We start from the raw sequence: 16,261 nt of genomic DNA on the forward strand, positions 1-16,261 counted from the left end.
TTCTCCCTGTAATTAACGTCGACCACCGAACAGCGCGCGCGTGGCGCCACCGATCGTCGTCTGGTCGAACTTCAGCCGCATCGTGACGTACGGTCCCTGCCGCGTGTAGCGGTCGTCCTCGAAATCGCGGTCGCGGTAGCCGGACACATTGTAGCCGGCGCTGATCCACGTGTTCTGCGCGGGCGACACGCCGACCGACGGCCCGCCGCTCCACGACCACGCACCACGCTCCCACGCATGCTGGACCGAACCGCTGACGCCGATGTCGAACCGCGTGCCGACATCCTGGCGCAACTCGAACCCGGTTACGTCGATATACCCGTCATAGGTATCGTCGGCGAAGCGCCCGGCGACGTATTTCGCGCCGTAATACAGCGTCGCCTCGGTGCCGTGGCCAAGCCCTTCGGGGCCGGTGCGATAGTTGACCGCCAGGTTGTTGATGATCCGCGACGTCACCTGATCGCCGCCACCATACGCCGGCACGCCGAGCGAATTGGAGTCCGAGAACCCGGCATCCGCGCTCTCATGCCGCAGCTCGAGCCGTTCGAGCACCGACCAGCGGCTGTCGAGCGGACGCAGCGCGAGCGCGATGTCGGCGGTGGCATAGGTCGCGACCGCACCGGTCTTGTCCGTGATCGTGTACCCCTTGATACTCGACGCGAGCGTCTTGCCCTGCCCCAGCGTGCGCAGGAAGTTGGTGGTGATCCCCCAGCGATCGCCGCTGTCGGCGTTGCGGTATTCCAGGCGCCCGTTCACCGACCAGCGGGCCTGGCGATAGGTCGCCCCCAGCGTCACCGCGGCGTAATCGCCATTGGTCTGGTCCTGCCCGACATAGCCGCCCGAGGTGACCGGCTGGAATGCATTGACCACCGCGCCGTCCGGAATTTGCCCCTTCAGCGTGTTGCTCGCGTCGAGCGTGCCGTCGACGGTCCAGTTCTTGCCAAGCGGCACCGACTGACTGAGCCCGTATTGCGCATAGGTGCGCGCGCCGTTCTCGCCGATCGCCTGCTGGTTGAGCGTGCTCATCAGCTTGGCACCGGTCCAGGGGGCGACGTCGACGCCGAACTGCTTGGTATGCGCGACATAGCCGTCGCCGTTCGCGATTTCGTACCCGCCGATCAAGCGGATGCCGGGCTTGATCCGGTAGGCGAGCTGGATCTGGTGGCGGATCGGGAAGTCGACGCTGTCGCTGTCGCCACCGGGCGCGAACTGCGTCTGGCCGGTGAGCGTCACCGCATTGCCGAACAGCGCCTGCGTGCCGCCAACCGTCAGCAGCCGGCTGTCGCGGTTCTTGCCGTCCATGCCGCGATCCGATGCGAACTGGCCGCCGACGAAGATCGTGCCGGTGTCGCGGCGATATTCGAGGCGGGCCTCGCCGGCGGCGCGCGTGCCCGGGTTGGTCAACTGCTGCTGGTACCAGGCAACCCCGGTCACGCTCAGCCGATCGGTCAGCCGCAGTCGGCCGTCGAGCCCGAATTTGCGCGTGCCTGCCTCGACGAGGTTCTGCTGGCCGACGCCGAACGCGGTATCCTGCTGACGAGCATAGGCGAGCAGGTCGAGCTTGGTGCCGTGGTGATCGACCTCGGCCAGATAGGCGAGGCCCTGGCCAAGTCCGCCGCGACCGCCCTTGGCGATCTCGCCGCGCAGTTCGGTATTGGCGGTGACGTGCGCCTTGATGTCTGCGCCGAGCACGGTGGCCTTGCCGACGGTCTCGTCGCGGATGACCGCAGCGCCGACTTCGACGCGGCCGTTCGCGAGCTTGGTCGCGACGCGCGCAGCGGCCGCCAATTTCGCCGACCTGCCGCCCTCGACCTCGTAGTCAGCGACGATGAAGATCGGATTCAGGTTGCCGTCGCGGCTCAGGATCGGTTGGCGGAAGCGGACCGTGCCCATCGAGGTGTCGATGTCGTAATCGATGTGGCGGGTGAGTTCGGTGCTGGCGACGATCAGTTCGGAGCGGAAGCGATCGCGGGTTTCGAGCCGCAATTTATCGCTGTTCGGCACGATGTTACGCCCCGACAGGCGGTAGGGACCGCTCAGCCCGTTGCCCTGGATTTCGTCGCGCGAATAGAGCGTGTCGGTATGCGCGGCGAACCCGGTCGCACGCACTCGCTTGCCCTCATACGCGGTCTTGATGCCGTTGAGCGTGCGATTGTAGCGCGTCAGCTGCGTATCGGTGAAGCCGGTCTCGAAATCGCCGAACAGCGCGTAGAACTCACGACGCTCGAGCCGCAGGTACAGCTTCCGGCGGGTTGCCGCGTCATAGCCCTGGCGCGAGCCGTCGCCATAGACGGTGTAATAGCGGTCGGGGTCGATCGTGCCGAGCAGCCCGCGGTCGGGATCGTATTTGCGATCGCTGTCATAGGCGATCGTCGCCAGCCACGAGCCCTTGACGCGGCCCTTGGCATAGAAAGCGAGCTGGCCATCGGTGACGACGCTGTTCCGCTGCGACCGCGGCAGGCCCGACTGGCGCTTGCTGAGCATGTCGTAGCCGAGCGAGCCTGCGCCGAACCCGACTACGACCCAATCCTTTTGCGATGCGGCCAGCCAGGCGCGGACTTCGCTGCTGTGGACGATCTTGTCCTCGGTCAGCGAGACGATCGCGTGGACGGCGCCTGCCTGCGTGGTCGGCTGGAGCGCGATGAAGGCCAGACCGTCGTCGCCGACCACCTGCGCGGTAGTGGACGACCGCTCGCGACCGGCAAGCTGCCGGCCCTGTTCGAGTTCGGCCTCGATCGCCGCGGTATAGGGCTGGTCGACGGTGAAGGGGATCAGCGTGCCTGCGCGCACCGGACGGCCGGTCTTGTCGGTCACGCGCACCGCGATCAGCGGGCGGGTCAGGCCGTCGGCGACGAGGCGACTGCTGGCGGCATCGAACACCGCGCGGACCCCGGGCCCGGAGTAATGCACCACCCGGTCGAGCGTCTTCACGACGCTGCCGTCGGCGGCGAGCACGCGTGCCTGGAGGCGATTGTCGCCGTCGATCAACGGGATACCCGTCCAGCGCGAAACGGCGATGTCGGTGCCGTCGCGCTGATCGGTGCCGTCGAACGCGAGCGGCTCGACCTGCTTGCCGTTGATGGTCAGCGCGACTCGCTGGCCGGGCGCGTGCTTGACGACCGCGCGGACGATCGGTGCGCGCGGGTTGTGGTCGGCCTGTGGGAACAGCCAGTCGATGCCGGCCGTCTGATCGTCCGCCAGCCAGTCGCGGCTGCCCGCGGCGACGGCGGCATCGGCGACCGTGACGGGGAGGCCCGCGTCCGCCGACGCAGCCTTGCCGGTCGGCTTGAGCTGGAAGTCGACGCGCTTGAGCAGGCCGCCGTCGCCCTCGACGAAGCGCGAGATCGGGCTGTTGGCCTGGCGCGTGTCGATGTCGCAGGCGACCGGTGCGTGCGTCGCGGGGATGCTCGACGTGTCGATCTGGACGACGTGGCGGCCGGCGCGGACGCCCTCGAAATGGTACAGCCCGTCGCGATCGGTGGAGACGAACGTGCCGTCCTCCATCAACAGGCGGATTCCGGGCACGCCCTTGCGCTTGTCGACCGGATCGCCGCAATTCCCCTCGGTCACGCGGCCGATGATCGTCATCGCGTCGGTGAACAGCAGCGGACGCAAACGGACGGAGGCAGCGGCCTCGTTGCTGGTCACGGTGCCCTGGCCGACAACGCGCGCGCGGTTGAGCGCTTCGCCGGTGGGTGCGCCGGGGGCGATGCTGACGACGTATTTGAGCTCGGTAGACGCACCGGCGGCGAGCACGGGTATGACGAAGTCGAGGCTGCGGCCGTCGGTCGACACGGTCGGCTCGTCACCGCCGCGTGCGGAATTGCGTTCGTAGCGTAGTCCCTTGGGCAGCGTGTCGGCGACATGGAGTCCGCGCGCCGGGACCGAATCGCGGTTGGTGATGCGCAGCAGATACTGGACGAAATCGCCGGGCGCCGCTTCACGTACCGATGCCACCTTGGTCAGCAACAATGTTCCCGCACCGGGGCTGTCGAGCGGGATGTCGGCCGAAAAGGGCTCGGGCGTCGACAGCGTCAGCGATCCACCGAAGCTGGTGTCGTTGAGGATGAACGGCGTGCCCTGCGGATCCTTCAACGCGGCGAGCGTCGCGCGATCGACGGTCGAAGGCGCGGTGTAGGTGCCGGGCGGGGTGACCTTCAGGTAATAGCGGCCGGGTGCGGTGAGCGGGAATCGGTACCGGCCGGTCTCGCCCGGGTACACGCGGCCGCTGGCGTCGGTGACTGCCTCACCCGTGACGACGGTGGAGGGATAGCGGCTGACGCCGTCGTCGCCGAACACGGTGGCAGGCTGGCCGGCCTCGTCGACCAAGGACACGGAAGTGCCGTCGACCAGCGCACCGGTCCGCGAATCGAAGGTGTAGCCGGCCGGATCGATCAGCAGCGACGCCATCGAGGCGAGGCTGTAGCCATCCTCGGCGAAACTCAGCTTGATCGTCGCGCCGCGCATGTTGCGGATGTCGCAGGCGGCGAGTTCGGGATGCTTGCCCGTCGCGCTCGCGGGGATGCCGCCCGCGAAGATGCCGCTGTCGGCCGCGGTCTCGGTGAGCGTAAGCGTCGTGTGGATCTTACCGACATCGACCGCGATGACCGCCGTCTCGCGCACGTCCGGGTCGTGGTTGCCGGCCTGGTTGTCGAGCACCAGGATCATGTCGGCATAGATGTCGATCGCCGCGACCCAGGGCGATTTGGCGAAGGTCGCGGCGTCGATCGGCGCGGGTGTGAACAGGAAACTGGGGGTCGTCTGACACTTGGCGCCGGTCAGTTCGTAATTGGGCGGCGGCAGGTGGAAGGTGAGCGTGGTCGGGCGCTTGGCCCGGTTCACGTCGAGCGAAACCGTATTGGACGGCAACGTGCGTACGCCCGAATCGCTGGCCGCGTCGTCGAACGACAGCGTCGCGGTATTCTGGATACGACCGATCTGAGCGCCGGTCTGGACACCCGTCTGCGCGGTCGCCGGCAGGGTGCCGACGATCAGCCCGAGCAGGAGCGTCAGGAACAGGGCGCAAAGGCGCGAAAGGCGACGGAAGCTGGACATGAAGGGTCCTCTCCCGACGCGCGTCTCCACGCGCCGGGATCGGTCGTTCCTTGTTCGTGAGGAGCGGAGTCTAGGTGGTGGGACTTAGTTGATCGTCACGCGGAAGCTTGCCGCCACCGACGTCCCGCCGAGCAGGGTCGGAATCGTCGCGGTCACCTTCTTCGTGCCGGCATTGTACGAGCCGGTGAACGGAGTCAGCGGGATCGCCGATCCGTCGTCGTTCGCAGGGAAGCCGTTCAGCACGCATGCCCCGCCGACGCCCAGCCCACCGATCGTGATCGATCCCGGCTGATAGGTCGTATTGGCCGGGATGATATCGGTGAGGTTGATGTTGCTCGCAGGCACCAGCAGCGTCGCGTTGTTGACGACCAGGCAATATTGCACGACCGCGCCCGGAATTGCCTTCGGCAGCAACAGGCCGGAGACCGGATCGGAAATCACCACCGACGACTTCGTCACCGTCAGGTTGACGTTGCGCGTCGTGATTTCATAGCCGAGTGCCGCACGGCCATAGCCGTTGCTGGCGATATCGGGACCGAGACCATCCGAATCATTGTCCGCGAAGACCACGTCGACCGCGTTGTCGTCGTTGGCGAGAAGGCTGGGCACCAGGGCCGCGCCCTGCGCCGCCGCATCGCCGCCCGCCGCGACCTGCGCGATCAGCGTGACACCCGCGAGCGAGACCGCCTGGACGTTGGGCACATCCGCGACGATAAACACGATCGCCGATTGATCGGCACCGAGTTCGTTGATGTACGTGGCGGTATCTGCGCCCACGTCATAGGTGCCGTTGCCGTTCGAATCGACGAACACCTTGATGTTGGTCACATCGAAATTGTCGCCGGTGAACAGCCCCTGGATCGGCGTCTGGCTGGTCGACAGCAGGAAATCCTGTATGCCGTTGGTGTTGTTCGTCACCTTGAACGTCAGGACGGCGCCCGCTTGGCCGACCGAGACCTGCGTGTTGGCGGGCTGGTTGGTGGCGACGGTCAGGTTGACCTTGCGATCGACCACGAACGTCGCGGCGTTCGACGTCGCCGATTGCTGGACGCCGTTGACCAGATAGCTCGCCTGCGCGGTGTTGGTGACGGTCGTCCCGGCGGCGGTACCTGCTGGTCCCGGTCCGGTCTGTGCCATGGCGGTACCGGCCGACACGATGGCGGCCGTACCGGCCAGCAGCGTGCGTATTACCCCTTTTGCGTGCATCGTTTAGGTCTTCCTTCTGTGATGGTTTTGGTCGGGTGTGGAGAGAGATTGGCCGATCATTTGAGGACGGCCTGGAACGCGAACTGGCCCTGCGAACCCGCCGCTAACGGGCTCGCGAGGCGCCACCGGACGCTGGTGACATCGTTGGGGCTCGCCGCGCGCGTGCTGCCGTCGGGGCTGCGGACGCGGAGGGTGGCGAGCGAACCGTAAGTCTTGCCGTCGACCGAGACGTCGGGCGCGGGCGAACCGGGATTGGCCGATCGGTAGGCGATCTGGCGCGGCAACGGGTTGTCGAGCACCACGTTCGCCAGCGGCTGCGCGCCGCTGTTGCGATAGGCGAGGACGAAGATCACCTTGTCGCCCGGCGTCACCTTGGTCGGCTTCACCAGCGTAACCCGGGTCGTGCCGTCGGCCGCGGCGCTGCGGGCCTCGACAAGGATGCTGCTGCTGACCTGCAACGGACCGGCAGCCGCGGAGGCTGCGGCGGCCGTGGCGACCAGAACGGCGGCAGTCATTGGACGCGTAATCATGGCTTGGCTCCTCATTGGATCTTGGCTCTGAACTGGACGGTATGGCTGGACCCGGCGGCGACCTGGCCGAGCGCGACGGTGACGCCGGCACCCTGCGCGGCGCTCGGGTCGAAGCGCCCGGCATCGTCGTCGGCGCCATCGCTGAGCGGCGCACCGTCGAGAGACAGGCTACCGGGGACGAACACCGTGCCGACGGGGATCGGGTCGGCGATCCGCGCGCCGGTGACGGCATCGGTGAAGCGCGCCTCCAGCGTGTAGGTGATGACCGCGTCGCGGACCGCGGTCTGCGATCCGTCGGCGGCGCGCACCGACTGGCTCTTGAGCAGCACCGGGCCCGCGAGCGCAGTGCCGAGCGGGACCGAGACGGTGGCGAGTGCGCCGGTCGGTCCGACCACCGCATCGCCGCCGCCATCACCTGCGCTCGGATAGACGTTGCCCGTCGCGCCGGATCCCGTCGTCGAGCGCGCGGTGACGGTCAGCACGGCGTTCGTAGCGCCGCCCTCCGGCGTGGCAACCAGGATCGCGAGCAGCTTGATCGACTGGCCGGGCGCCAATAGCGGCGTCTTGCCATCGACCGGCGCGACGTCCTTGGCAGGATCGTAGAGGCCATCGCCGTCGGTATCGATCACCAGCGTACGCAACACGGCTGCGCCGGGCGATACGGAGGCGGCCAGCACGAACGACTCGGCACCATTGTCGAGATTGGTCAGCGTGAAGGGAATGGCGACCGGCTGCGCGGTGACGACGACCGCGCCCCGGCCGTCGCGGACCAGCGCCACGTCGAGCCGTTCGGCGACGATGATCGTGACCGTGTTGGAACTGGTCGACTGCGCAGCACCATCGGCATCGTACCGCAAGCCCGCGGTATTGACGATCGGCGTACCCGCTGGCGTGCCGATCGGCGTCACTATCGTTGGCGTCTGGGCAAGCAACGGCTGCGGCAATCCCGCGCTCAGTATGCAGGACAGCAGGCAAGGTGCCGCAGCGCGTCGAAACCGCCCGCTCTTTCCTCCATGCTGTGACATCAGACGAATCAATTTTCTTCCCTTCGATGGGGAACAAATTGTCCGAAGCCACTTAATCAAATACTACGAAATCATAATGGGATCATAAAGCCAAACTATGATAGTTAATGTGACAACATCCGTTTTCAGATGATCGTTCGTTACATAACATATCAAAACGGTATCTATCGTCATTGCTGTTCTATTGTTGAGCAATCCAGAACCGTAGTGGCTTTATTTATGCAGATACCGTCGAGACGCAAAAAGACCGGCCAGACGACGTCCCTGGAGAAGACGCGTCATGGCCGGCCGTGACAGGCGTAGTGATCGAGTTAGCCGCGAAGAAGCGCGCGCAGATAGGCCTTCATCTGCTGATCGCCGGTATAGCTCAGCGATATCTCGACGCGCCGCCGGTCGGTCGGGTCGGTGACGCGGTCGATCAGCTTCAATTTGTGGAGATGCTCGATCCAGCGCTGCGACGTGGTGACGGGCGCGTCGGACATGCTGACCAGCGCCTTGATGTTCATCGGCATACGGTCGTCGCGCGATGCGAACAGCGCCAGGAGCATGTCCCAGGCCGGTTCGTGGAACAGCTCGCCAGGCAGGAACTTCCGCCGCAATCGCCGTTGTTCGAGCACGGCATTCGCATGCTCGACGAGCGCGGCATCGTTCGGTTCGTTCCCCGCCGGCACCGGTTCCGCCGCCTTGGCGACGCGTCCGTTGAATTCTTCAGCGACGGCCGACAATTTTGCAGTCAGATCCTTGATCAATTCCACGACGGTTTCGTTTTTCACCAAAGGCTCCCCATTGCCATCGACCCGTTACCATCGATCCCCGATCGGAACCGCCATGCACGCAACCTGTCGCTGCTATCGCACGTCAATCCTCAACCACCCCAGATAAAGGCTGAGACACCCCGCCCCTCGAACTAAACGCCAAAACTTCAGCGCCGTCCTGCCGATTTGTTAAATGCGGAAACGCACGTCAACAAATAGAACTATATCTAGGTATGATATTCAAACTTATTTTATATTAATCAAATCGTTATGGGTCTTATATGCTTGCCAGCTGTCCATTTTGGGTTTGGATGAGAACCACGAACCGGTATAATTATAGCAACGCGCAAGTTGGCGTTGAGGATGCTTTACGGCCAACATATCGCTTCAGACGCGAAACCGATTTGCGACGAACAGATATCGCGCGCGTCCCATAGTCCGATCGAACGTGCCATGCGTTGGGCGTCGATCGCAGGAAAGGGTATCGTGTCCGCTTATCTCAATGCCGTAGGGTCCGCCGTTCCCGGTCACGATATCCACGCGGCGTTCATCGCCTGGGCGCGATCGCGGGTCGATGCCCGTGCCGAGCGCGTGTTCGACCGGATGGCGTCGCGATCGGGGATCGGGCACCGGTGGTCGGTATTGCCGCCGACCGCGGACGGTGGCTCACCGGTCGACGATGCCGGCTTCTACGCCGCCGAGCCGCATCCGGGGACGGCCGCACGAATGACGCTGTACGCGGAGCACGCGCCCGACCTAGCGATCCGCGCGATCGAGGCGTTGCGCGAGAAGGTCGAGGTCGAGGGCATCACGCATCTGGTCGTGGCGAGTTGCACGGGCTTCGTCGCGCCGGGGATCGACCAGATCATCGCGCGTCGGCTTGGCCTTTCATCGAGCGTCGAGCGGCTGCTGATCGGCTTCATGGGCTGTTACGCGGCAATCGTCGCGTTGCGGAGTGCGCGGCATATCGTGCGGTCCGAGCCTGACGCCCGCGTTCTGGTGGTGACGGTCGAGCTTTCCACGCTGCACCTGCAACCGGCCAAAGACATTGAGGCACTGCTGGCGATGCTGCAGTTCGGCGATGGCGCCGCGGCGGCGCTGGTGACGGCGGATGCGACCGGGTTCGCGCTCGAAGCACCGTTCGCCGCGTCGCTGCCGGATAGCGAGCAGCTGATCCGCTGGGACGTCACCGATGCAGGCTTTGCGATGCACTTGTCAGGCGAGGTGCCGGGGCGGATCGCCGCCGCGCTGTCCGACGAGGCGTTTCGCGCGATCGTGAGCGCCGGACAGCCACCCAAATCGATCGACGGCTGGGCGGTCCATGCGGGCGGGCGATCGATCCTGGATGCGGTCGAGCATGCGATGCACCTGAAGCCCGAGGCGCTGGCGGCATCGCGGCAGGTGCTTGCGGACAATGGCAACATGTCGTCGGCGACGTTGATGTTCGTGCTCGAACGATTGCTGGCCGGACCGCCGGTCGCGCACGGCGTGGCGCTGGCGTTCGGGCCTGGGCTGGCGGCGGAGGGCTTCGGATTCCGGAGCGCGGCATGAGCCTCGCTATTCGCAGGCAGGCCGAAGAACTGATGGACGCCGATGACCTCGACGCGGCTACCTATGCGGACGTCGTCGGCGATCTGGCGACGGTCAACACGATGACGATGGCGCGCCGCCCAACGCTCGACTTTCTCGCGCGGGCGACCATGGGGCGGAAAAGCTTCCGGCTGCTCGACGTGGGGTTCGGCGATGGCGACATGCTGCGGCGGATCGCGCGTTGGGCGAAGGCGAAGGGTATCGACGCGGAGCTGGTCGGTGTCGACCTGAACCCGCGCAGCGAAAAGGCGGCGCGGGCGCATGGCGGCGACATCCGCTACGTCACGGGTGACTATGCCGACCTTGCGCATGAGCCCTGGGACGTGATCGTCAGCAGCCTGGTCGCGCATCACATGAGCCACGATCAGCTGATCGCGTTCCTGCGCTTCATGGAAGGACATGCAAGCGCCGGGTGGTTCGTCAACGACCTCCACCGTCACGGCTTCGCGCATTGGGGCTTTCCGGTTCTCGCGACGATCGCACGCTGGCACCCGATCGTGCGCCACGACGGAACGCTGTCGATCGCGCGCAGCTATCGCCCCGACGAATGGCCGCCGCTGCTCTCCGAGGCCGGCATTACCGAGGCGAAGGTCCGCCGCGTCTTTCCGTTCCGGTTATGCGTCGAACGCCTGCGCTGATCGTCGGCGGCGGACTCGCCGGGGCCGCGACCGCGATTCAGCTCGCGCGCGCCGGACTGCCGCATCTGCTCGTCGAGCGATCGCGTAAGACCGGCGATGCGATCTGCGGCGGGTTCCTGAGCTGGCGGACGCTGGAGACGCTCGGGGGGCTGGGGATCGATCCCGACACGCTCAACCCCGAGCGCGTGACGCACGCGCGCATTTTCGCGGGCCATCGCCGGGCCGAAGCCGCCCTGCCCCATCCGGCGGTCTCGGTCACGCGTCGCCGGCTCGATACGGTCCTGCTGGCCGAAGCCGAACGGCTCGGAACGCCGGTCGAACGCGGCGTCACCGTGCGCGAGATCGACGCGACGAGCGCACGGCTCGCAGACGGTGCGACGATCGCGACCGACGCGCTATTCCTCGCGAGCGGCAAGCACGACGTTCGCGGCATGGCGCGCCCCGAGGACGCGCGCGGTGCCGACCCGACCCTGGGGATCCGCGCGAGGATCGCCCCCTCCCCTGCACTGAGCAAATCGCTCGCCGGCGGCATCGAGCTTCATTTGTTCGACCGCGGCTATGCCGGCCTGGCGATGCAGGAGGACGGCACCGCGAACCTCTGCATGGCGGTCCATCGCTCGCGGCTCCAGGCGGCAGGTTCCCCCGCGCAATTGCTCGAAGCCCTCGGTCGAGAGATGCCCGCGCTCGGCGAATGGGTCGCGCTGATCGACCCGAGCGCTCAGATCGATGCGATCGCCAACGTCCCTTATGGCTGGCGCCAACGCACCGGCGTCGACGCGACATTCCGGCTCGGCGACCAGGCCGGCGTCATCCCCTCGCTTGCCGGCGAGGGGATGGGCATCGCGCTGGCCAGCGGCGTCGCAGCCGCGCGCGCCTACGAAAAAGGCGGCCCCGCCTCCGCCGCGCAGTGGCAGGAGACGTTCGCCCGCCGCCTCGCCCGCCCGATCGGGATCGCGGGCATCGTCCGTCGCATCGCCGAAAGCGAACGCGCCGCGTGGCTGCTCCCGTTCATGCGCCCTGCACTGATCCAGGTCATCGCGAACGCAACCAGAATGGGGCAATGTTGAAATCCGTCCCGCCAGCACGACCCGCCAGCAAGAGATGCATGTCCATGGATCAGCTCAATCTTTCCGAGGCCGAATGGCGCAAGCGGCTGAGCCCCGAACAATATCATGTGCTGCGCGAAGGTGGGACCGAGCGCGCGTTCGCGGGTGTGCTGAACGACACCAAGGCCGATGGGGTCTACCGGTGTGCCGCGTGCAGCAACGAGCTGTTCGACAGCGCGGACAAATATGATTCCGGGTCGGGCTGGCCGAGCTTCACCCAGCCGATCCGCCCCGATGCGGTCACCGATCACGCCGATCGCAGCCACGGCATGACGCGTATCGAAACCCGGTGCGCACGCTGCGACAGCCATATGGGGCACGTCTTCCCGGACGGTCCGCCGCCGACCGGGCAGCGTTATTGCATGAACTCGCTCTCGCTCGAATTCCGGCCGCGCAAAGCGAACGTCGCGGCCTGATGTCGCTTGTAGGGCGGGACCATCGCGCGTAATTCTGCGGCCACATGGCTCGTACGCGTTCTGCTCCCCCGTCCCGTCGGTCCCCAACTCCTTCGGCGTCACGCTGGCGGCGGCGGCTGGTCGTCTTTCTTCAGGTCATGGTCGGGATCGGCGTCCTCGCGCTTGGTGCGCTGGCGATCGCGGTCTATATTGCGATGTCGCAGCTGCCCAGTTTTGACAGCCTGAAGTCCTCGCCCAACGGCCAGATGATCCGCGTCCATGCCGCCGACGGCACGGTGATCGTGTCGATGGGGCCGAGCTTCGGCGAGTGGCTGCCTTATGGCCAGATCCCCAAGGTGATGCGCGACGCGACCGTCTCGGTCGAGGATCGCCGCTTCCGCTCGCATATCGGCGTCGATCCGGTCGGCATCGCGCGCTCCGTGAAGGTGCGGTTCGATCGCGGTCACTGGACGCAAGGGGGGTCGACGATCACGCAGCAGCTGGCGCGTACCGTCTTCCTCAACAACCAGAAGAAATTCGGGCGTAAATTCCGCGAGGGCATCCTGGCGTTCGCGCTCGAATGGAAGTTCACCAAGGACCAGATCCTCGAACTCTATCTGAACAAGGTCTATTATGGCGGCGGCGCCTACGGGATCGACGCGGCTTCGCGTAAGTTCTTCGGTCATGGCGCAGATCATCTGAGCTTGGCCGAAGCCGCCGTCATTGCGGGTCTCGTCAAGGCGCCTTCCAACTACTCGCCGACCGCCGATGCCGAGGCCGCGATGGGCCGCGCGGGTGTCGTGCTGGAGACGATGCAGGAAACCGGCGCGATCACCGCGTCCGAGGCTGCCGATGCGGACGTTTCCGGGCTGAAACTCGCGCCCGAGCCCAAGCAGAACAGCGTACGCTATTTTACCGACTGGGCGTTGCCGCAGCTCGATACGCTGATCGACGAGACGACCGAACCGCTCGAAGTCTGGACGACGCTAGACCTGACAATGCAGCGCCAGGCGGACGATGCGATCCGTGCCAATGCCCCTCCCGGAGCGCAGGGCGCGCTGGTCGCGCTCGACCGTGGCGGCGAAGTGCGCGCGATGGTCGGGGGCAAGGATTATGTCTCGTCGATCTACAACCGCGCGACACAGGCGGTCCGCCAGCCGGGCTCGTCGTTCAAGCTGTTCGTGTACCTCGCCGCGCTCGAGGCCGGCCACAAGCCGGAGGACTCGATCGTCGACGAACCCGTCACGATCAACGGCTGGAGCCCACGCAACGATTCGCGGCGCAACTCCGGCGCGGTGTCGTTGCGGACCGCGTTCGCCTATTCGCTGAACACCGTCGCCGCCAAGCTGGGCCAGGAGGTCGGCTTCAACACGGTCGCCGACATGGCGCGGCGGTTCGGCATCACGACGCCGGTCAACACGCATCCGTCGATGGTGCTGGGCACGTCGGAGGTTCGCGTGATCGACATGACGCGCGCGTTCGCGAGCGTCGCTAGCAAGGGCGTCGCGGTGACACCGTACGGGATCACCCGAGTTACCGCCAACGGCCAGACGATCTACACGCACGAAGTCGACCGCAGCCACGTGCTCGTCGCGCCCTATGTCGCCGCCGAGATGACCGACCTGTTGCAGACCGCGGTCAACACCGGCACCGGTCGCGCGGCGCAGATCGGTCGGCCGGTCGCGGGCAAGACCGGCACGACCACCGCGTCGAAGGACGGCTGGTTCCTCGGCTTCTCCAGCGGGATCACCACCGGCGTGTGGATGGGGCGCGACGATGCCAAGCCGATCGCCGGCCTGCACGGGGGCACTGCGCCGGCCAAGGCGTGGGCGGCGTTCATGAAGCCCGCGACCGCCAATCGCCCGATCGAGCAGTTCGATACAAAGGTCACGCTACCCGAATGGCAGCTCGAGCCGGACGAGGAGAGCTATTTCGGGCAGCCCGACAATGGCCAGATGGCGGTCGATGCGGACGGCAATCCGATCGAGCAGGGCCAGCCGCCGGTACCGACCGACTCGCAGACCGGCGACACGATCCCGCGGCCCGATGCGGATCAGCCCGAGGTGGCACCTGCTCCGCCTCAACAGCAGATGAACCAGGACTGGATCGACCGTGTTATCGGGCGCGATCGCCGCGAGCCGTCACCGGCTGGGCGGCAACCGCTTCAACGCGATGTGCCGCGCGATCAGGTGCAGACGCAGCGCTTTCAGAGCGATCAGGAAGAGCGTCCGAACCAGTGAAGTCCCGCGCCGTGCGTGCGTAACCAGACGCGCGCGGGTGTGGGATCTTCGCCGTAGAGTTGCTCGACCAGCGCGTGGAAGACCGGCGCGTGGTTCATGTGGACGCGGTGTGCGACTTCGTGCGCTACGGTGGCGCGGCGCACCCAGCTTGGCGCGAGGATCAGCCGCCAGCTGTAGCGGATGACGCCGCTCGATGCACAACTGCCCCAGCGGCCCTTGGCATCGCCGACCGCGACCTGCGCTACGCTGACCTTCTCCTTGGCGGCGTATTCGGCGGTTTCGGTTTCCAGCACGGCGAGTGCGGTGCGCTTCAGCCAAGCCTCGACGCGACGCGCGATCGTTTCGGAAGGGCCGGACAGCGACAGGACCGAGCCCTCGCGAACCACGGTTCGGCGGCTACCCGGTGTCCACTCGATCGTCAGCGGCTCGTCGGCGACGGTGAGGATCGCACCGGGCACGAACGGGCGCGGCTGGGGGAGCAGCGCGCGTTGTTCGGCGATCCAGCCGGCCTTGTCCTCCGCCCAGGCCAGTGCCTGTTTCAGCGCCGCACGTTTGGGAAGGACGAGACGCGCCCGACCACTCGCGGGATCGATCGACAGACGCGCGCGACGTGCGCGCGGGTGACGGACGATCTCCAGGCCCTCTATCACTGCGTCACAATTCCCGGTCGATCACGTGATATTCGAGCTCGCCGGCCTCATCCTCGCTGATCGTCCAGCCGCGCACCGATTGCTTGGCGCGGTGGACGGCTTCGCGGTCGCCGCAGACGAGGTAATGCCATTCGGGCAGCTGCTCGCCGGCTGCGCGCAGGCGGTAGGCGCAGGTCGACGGCAGCCAGTCGATCCCGCGGACGTTGCCGGTCGTCAGCCGCACGCATTCGGGCACATAGGCGTGGCGGTGGCGGTAATCGGAGCATTGCCCGCTGCGCCGGTCGAGCAGGCGGCACGAGACGTTGGTCGCGACCAGTTCGCCGGTATCCTCGTCCTCGAGCTTGTGGATGCAGCATTTGCCGCAGCCGTCGCACAACGCTTCCCACTGGCCACGGTCGAGCTGGTCGATCGGCGTATCTTCCCAGAAGCGCGCGCTCACCGGGCCCAGCGCTTGATTTCCGTCACCACTGCGTCGGGCCCTTGTTCCTGCGGCAGCAAAGCGAGGGGCTTGCCGTCCGGGTCCATCAGATAGGCTTGGCGCGAGTGGTTTACGAGGTAGCCGCCACCGGGGGAGGCGTCGCCCTTGCTGGAATACACCGCATACTCGGTCTTGATCTTGGCGATCTGCGCGTCGGTGCCGGTGAGGCCGACCATGCGCGGGTGGAACGCGGAGACGAACTGCTTGAGTACCGCAGGCGTATCGCGCGCCGGATCGACGGTCACGAACACCGGCACGATCTTCGCGGCGAGCGCAGGGTCGCTCGCCTCAAGCTTTTTCACCGCGGCGCCGATCGCCTGGACATCCGTCGGACACACATCGGGGCAGAAGGTGTAGCCGAAATACATGATGCGATATTTGCCCGCGAACGCCTGTTCGGTGACGGTCTTCCCGTTCTCGTCCGTCAGCGTGAAGGCGCCACCGATCCGGGCGCCTTCGAGCGGCGGCTTGGCGGGGGGCTGGGATGAGTTGCACGCAGACAGCGTCAAGCCGGGCAGTGCAAGCGCGCAGAGGAGGAAACGGAGGGTCATGGTGCCGCCAGCCTTGATCTGTTCGCTACTGCGGCGCAAGCG

Annotated in this window: 13 protein-coding genes; 5 read left to right on the plus strand and 8 right to left on the minus strand. The window is 66.3% G+C overall.

Annotated elements, in window-relative coordinates; translation table 11 throughout:
* Positions 1–12: 12 nt before the first annotated feature.
* The 5 genes from C8J39_RS12780 to C8J39_RS12800 form a co-directional block, all read right to left on the minus strand.
* Positions 13–5,055 (minus strand): DUF11 domain-containing protein, encoded by a 5,043-nt coding sequence (locus C8J39_RS12780; protein WP_243649973.1) that lies wholly within the window; start codon positions 5,053–5,055, stop codon positions 13–15.
* An 84-nt stretch (positions 5,056–5,139) separates the two neighbouring features.
* Complete coding sequence (locus tag C8J39_RS12785; protein WP_120300797.1) at positions 5,140–6,261, minus strand: DUF11 domain-containing protein; 1,122 nt, start codon at positions 6,259–6,261, stop codon at positions 5,140–5,142.
* 56 nt (positions 6,262–6,317) lie between these two features.
* On the minus strand, positions 6,318–6,791 hold the full coding sequence (locus tag C8J39_RS12790) for a DUF11 domain-containing protein (protein ID WP_056064208.1): 474 nt from the start codon (positions 6,789–6,791) through the stop codon (positions 6,318–6,320).
* An 11-nt stretch (positions 6,792–6,802) separates the two neighbouring features.
* Complete coding sequence (locus C8J39_RS12795; RefSeq protein WP_183037994.1) at positions 6,803–7,699, minus strand: hypothetical protein; 897 nt, start codon at positions 7,697–7,699, stop codon at positions 6,803–6,805.
* Positions 7,700–8,127: 428 nt separating this feature from the next.
* Positions 8,128–8,589, minus strand: a complete 462-nt coding sequence (locus C8J39_RS12800) for a hypothetical protein (protein ID WP_056064771.1) — start codon at positions 8,587–8,589, stop codon at positions 8,128–8,130.
* A 468-nt stretch (positions 8,590–9,057) separates the two neighbouring features.
* Between C8J39_RS12800 and C8J39_RS12805 the strand changes: the two genes are divergently transcribed.
* Genes C8J39_RS12805 through C8J39_RS12825 form a run of 5 tightly spaced genes read left to right on the plus strand, consistent with a single transcriptional unit; the run spans position 9,058 to position 14,540 of the window.
* Positions 9,058–10,122, plus strand: coding sequence for a type III polyketide synthase (locus C8J39_RS12805; protein WP_243649972.1), 1,065 nt, complete (start codon positions 9,058–9,060; stop codon positions 10,120–10,122).
* On the plus strand, positions 10,119–10,799 hold the full coding sequence (locus tag C8J39_RS12810; RefSeq protein WP_120300800.1) for a methyltransferase domain-containing protein: 681 nt from the start codon (positions 10,119–10,121) through the stop codon (positions 10,797–10,799). The genes C8J39_RS12805 and C8J39_RS12810 overlap by 4 nt, the downstream gene beginning before the upstream one ends.
* Positions 10,778–11,866, plus strand: a complete 1,089-nt coding sequence (locus C8J39_RS12815) for an NAD(P)/FAD-dependent oxidoreductase (protein WP_120300801.1) — start codon at positions 10,778–10,780, stop codon at positions 11,864–11,866. Before C8J39_RS12810 ends, C8J39_RS12815 begins: the two co-directional genes overlap by 22 nt.
* 44 nt (positions 11,867–11,910) lie before the next feature.
* A complete protein-coding gene (gene msrB / locus C8J39_RS12820) occupies positions 11,911–12,321 on the plus strand; it encodes a peptide-methionine (R)-S-oxide reductase MsrB (RefSeq protein WP_120300802.1) in 411 nt (136 codons plus the stop codon).
* A 44-nt stretch (positions 12,322–12,365) separates the two neighbouring features.
* The gene (locus C8J39_RS12825; protein ID WP_120300803.1) at positions 12,366–14,540 is read left to right on the plus strand and encodes a transglycosylase domain-containing protein; all 2,175 of its coding nucleotides are present in this window, start codon (positions 12,366–12,368) and stop codon (positions 14,538–14,540) included.
* On the opposite strand, the gene C8J39_RS12830 is transcribed toward C8J39_RS12825, so the two are convergent.
* The 3 genes from C8J39_RS12830 to C8J39_RS12840 are packed head-to-tail and all read right to left on the minus strand — an operon-like array spanning position 14,516 to position 16,219.
* Positions 14,516–15,190 (minus strand): M48 family metallopeptidase, encoded by a 675-nt coding sequence (locus C8J39_RS12830; protein ID WP_120300804.1) that lies wholly within the window; start codon positions 15,188–15,190, stop codon positions 14,516–14,518. The genes C8J39_RS12825 and C8J39_RS12830 overlap by 25 nt on opposite strands.
* Before the next feature lie 4 nt (positions 15,191–15,194).
* Positions 15,195–15,629, minus strand: a complete 435-nt coding sequence (locus C8J39_RS12835) for a YcgN family cysteine cluster protein (RefSeq protein WP_133020171.1) — start codon at positions 15,627–15,629, stop codon at positions 15,195–15,197.
* Entirely contained in the window at positions 15,626–16,219 is a 594-nt protein-coding gene (locus C8J39_RS12840) for an SCO family protein (RefSeq protein WP_120300959.1), read from the minus strand. Before C8J39_RS12840 ends, C8J39_RS12835 begins: the two co-directional genes overlap by 4 nt.
* Positions 16,220–16,261 lie beyond the last annotated feature (42 nt).

This window comes from Sphingomonas sp. PP-CC-1A-547, assembly GCF_003610375.1.
Classification (GTDB): Bacteria; Pseudomonadota; Alphaproteobacteria; order Sphingomonadales; family Sphingomonadaceae; genus Sphingomonas.

Coding starts and splice junctions, on each gene's coding strand:
- C8J39_RS12810 (WP_120300800.1), top strand. CDS start 10,119: ATGAGCCTCGCTATTCGCAGGCAGGCCGAAGAACTGATGGACGCCGAT.
- C8J39_RS12780 (WP_243649973.1), bottom strand. CDS start 5,055: ATGTCCAGCTTCCGTCGCCTTTCGCGCCTTTGCGCCCTGTTCCTGACG.
- msrB (WP_120300802.1), top strand. CDS start 11,911: ATGGATCAGCTCAATCTTTCCGAGGCCGAATGGCGCAAGCGGCTGAGC.
- C8J39_RS12825 (WP_120300803.1), top strand. CDS start 12,366: ATGGCTCGTACGCGTTCTGCTCCCCCGTCCCGTCGGTCCCCAACTCCT.
- C8J39_RS12815 (WP_120300801.1), top strand. CDS start 10,778: ATGCGTCGAACGCCTGCGCTGATCGTCGGCGGCGGACTCGCCGGGGCC.
- C8J39_RS12790 (WP_056064208.1), bottom strand. CDS start 6,791: ATGATTACGCGTCCAATGACTGCCGCCGTTCTGGTCGCCACGGCCGCC.
- C8J39_RS12785 (WP_120300797.1), bottom strand. CDS start 6,261: ATGCACGCAAAAGGGGTAATACGCACGCTGCTGGCCGGTACGGCCGCC.
- C8J39_RS12840 (WP_120300959.1), bottom strand. CDS start 16,219: ATGACCCTCCGTTTCCTCCTCTGCGCGCTTGCACTGCCCGGCTTGACG.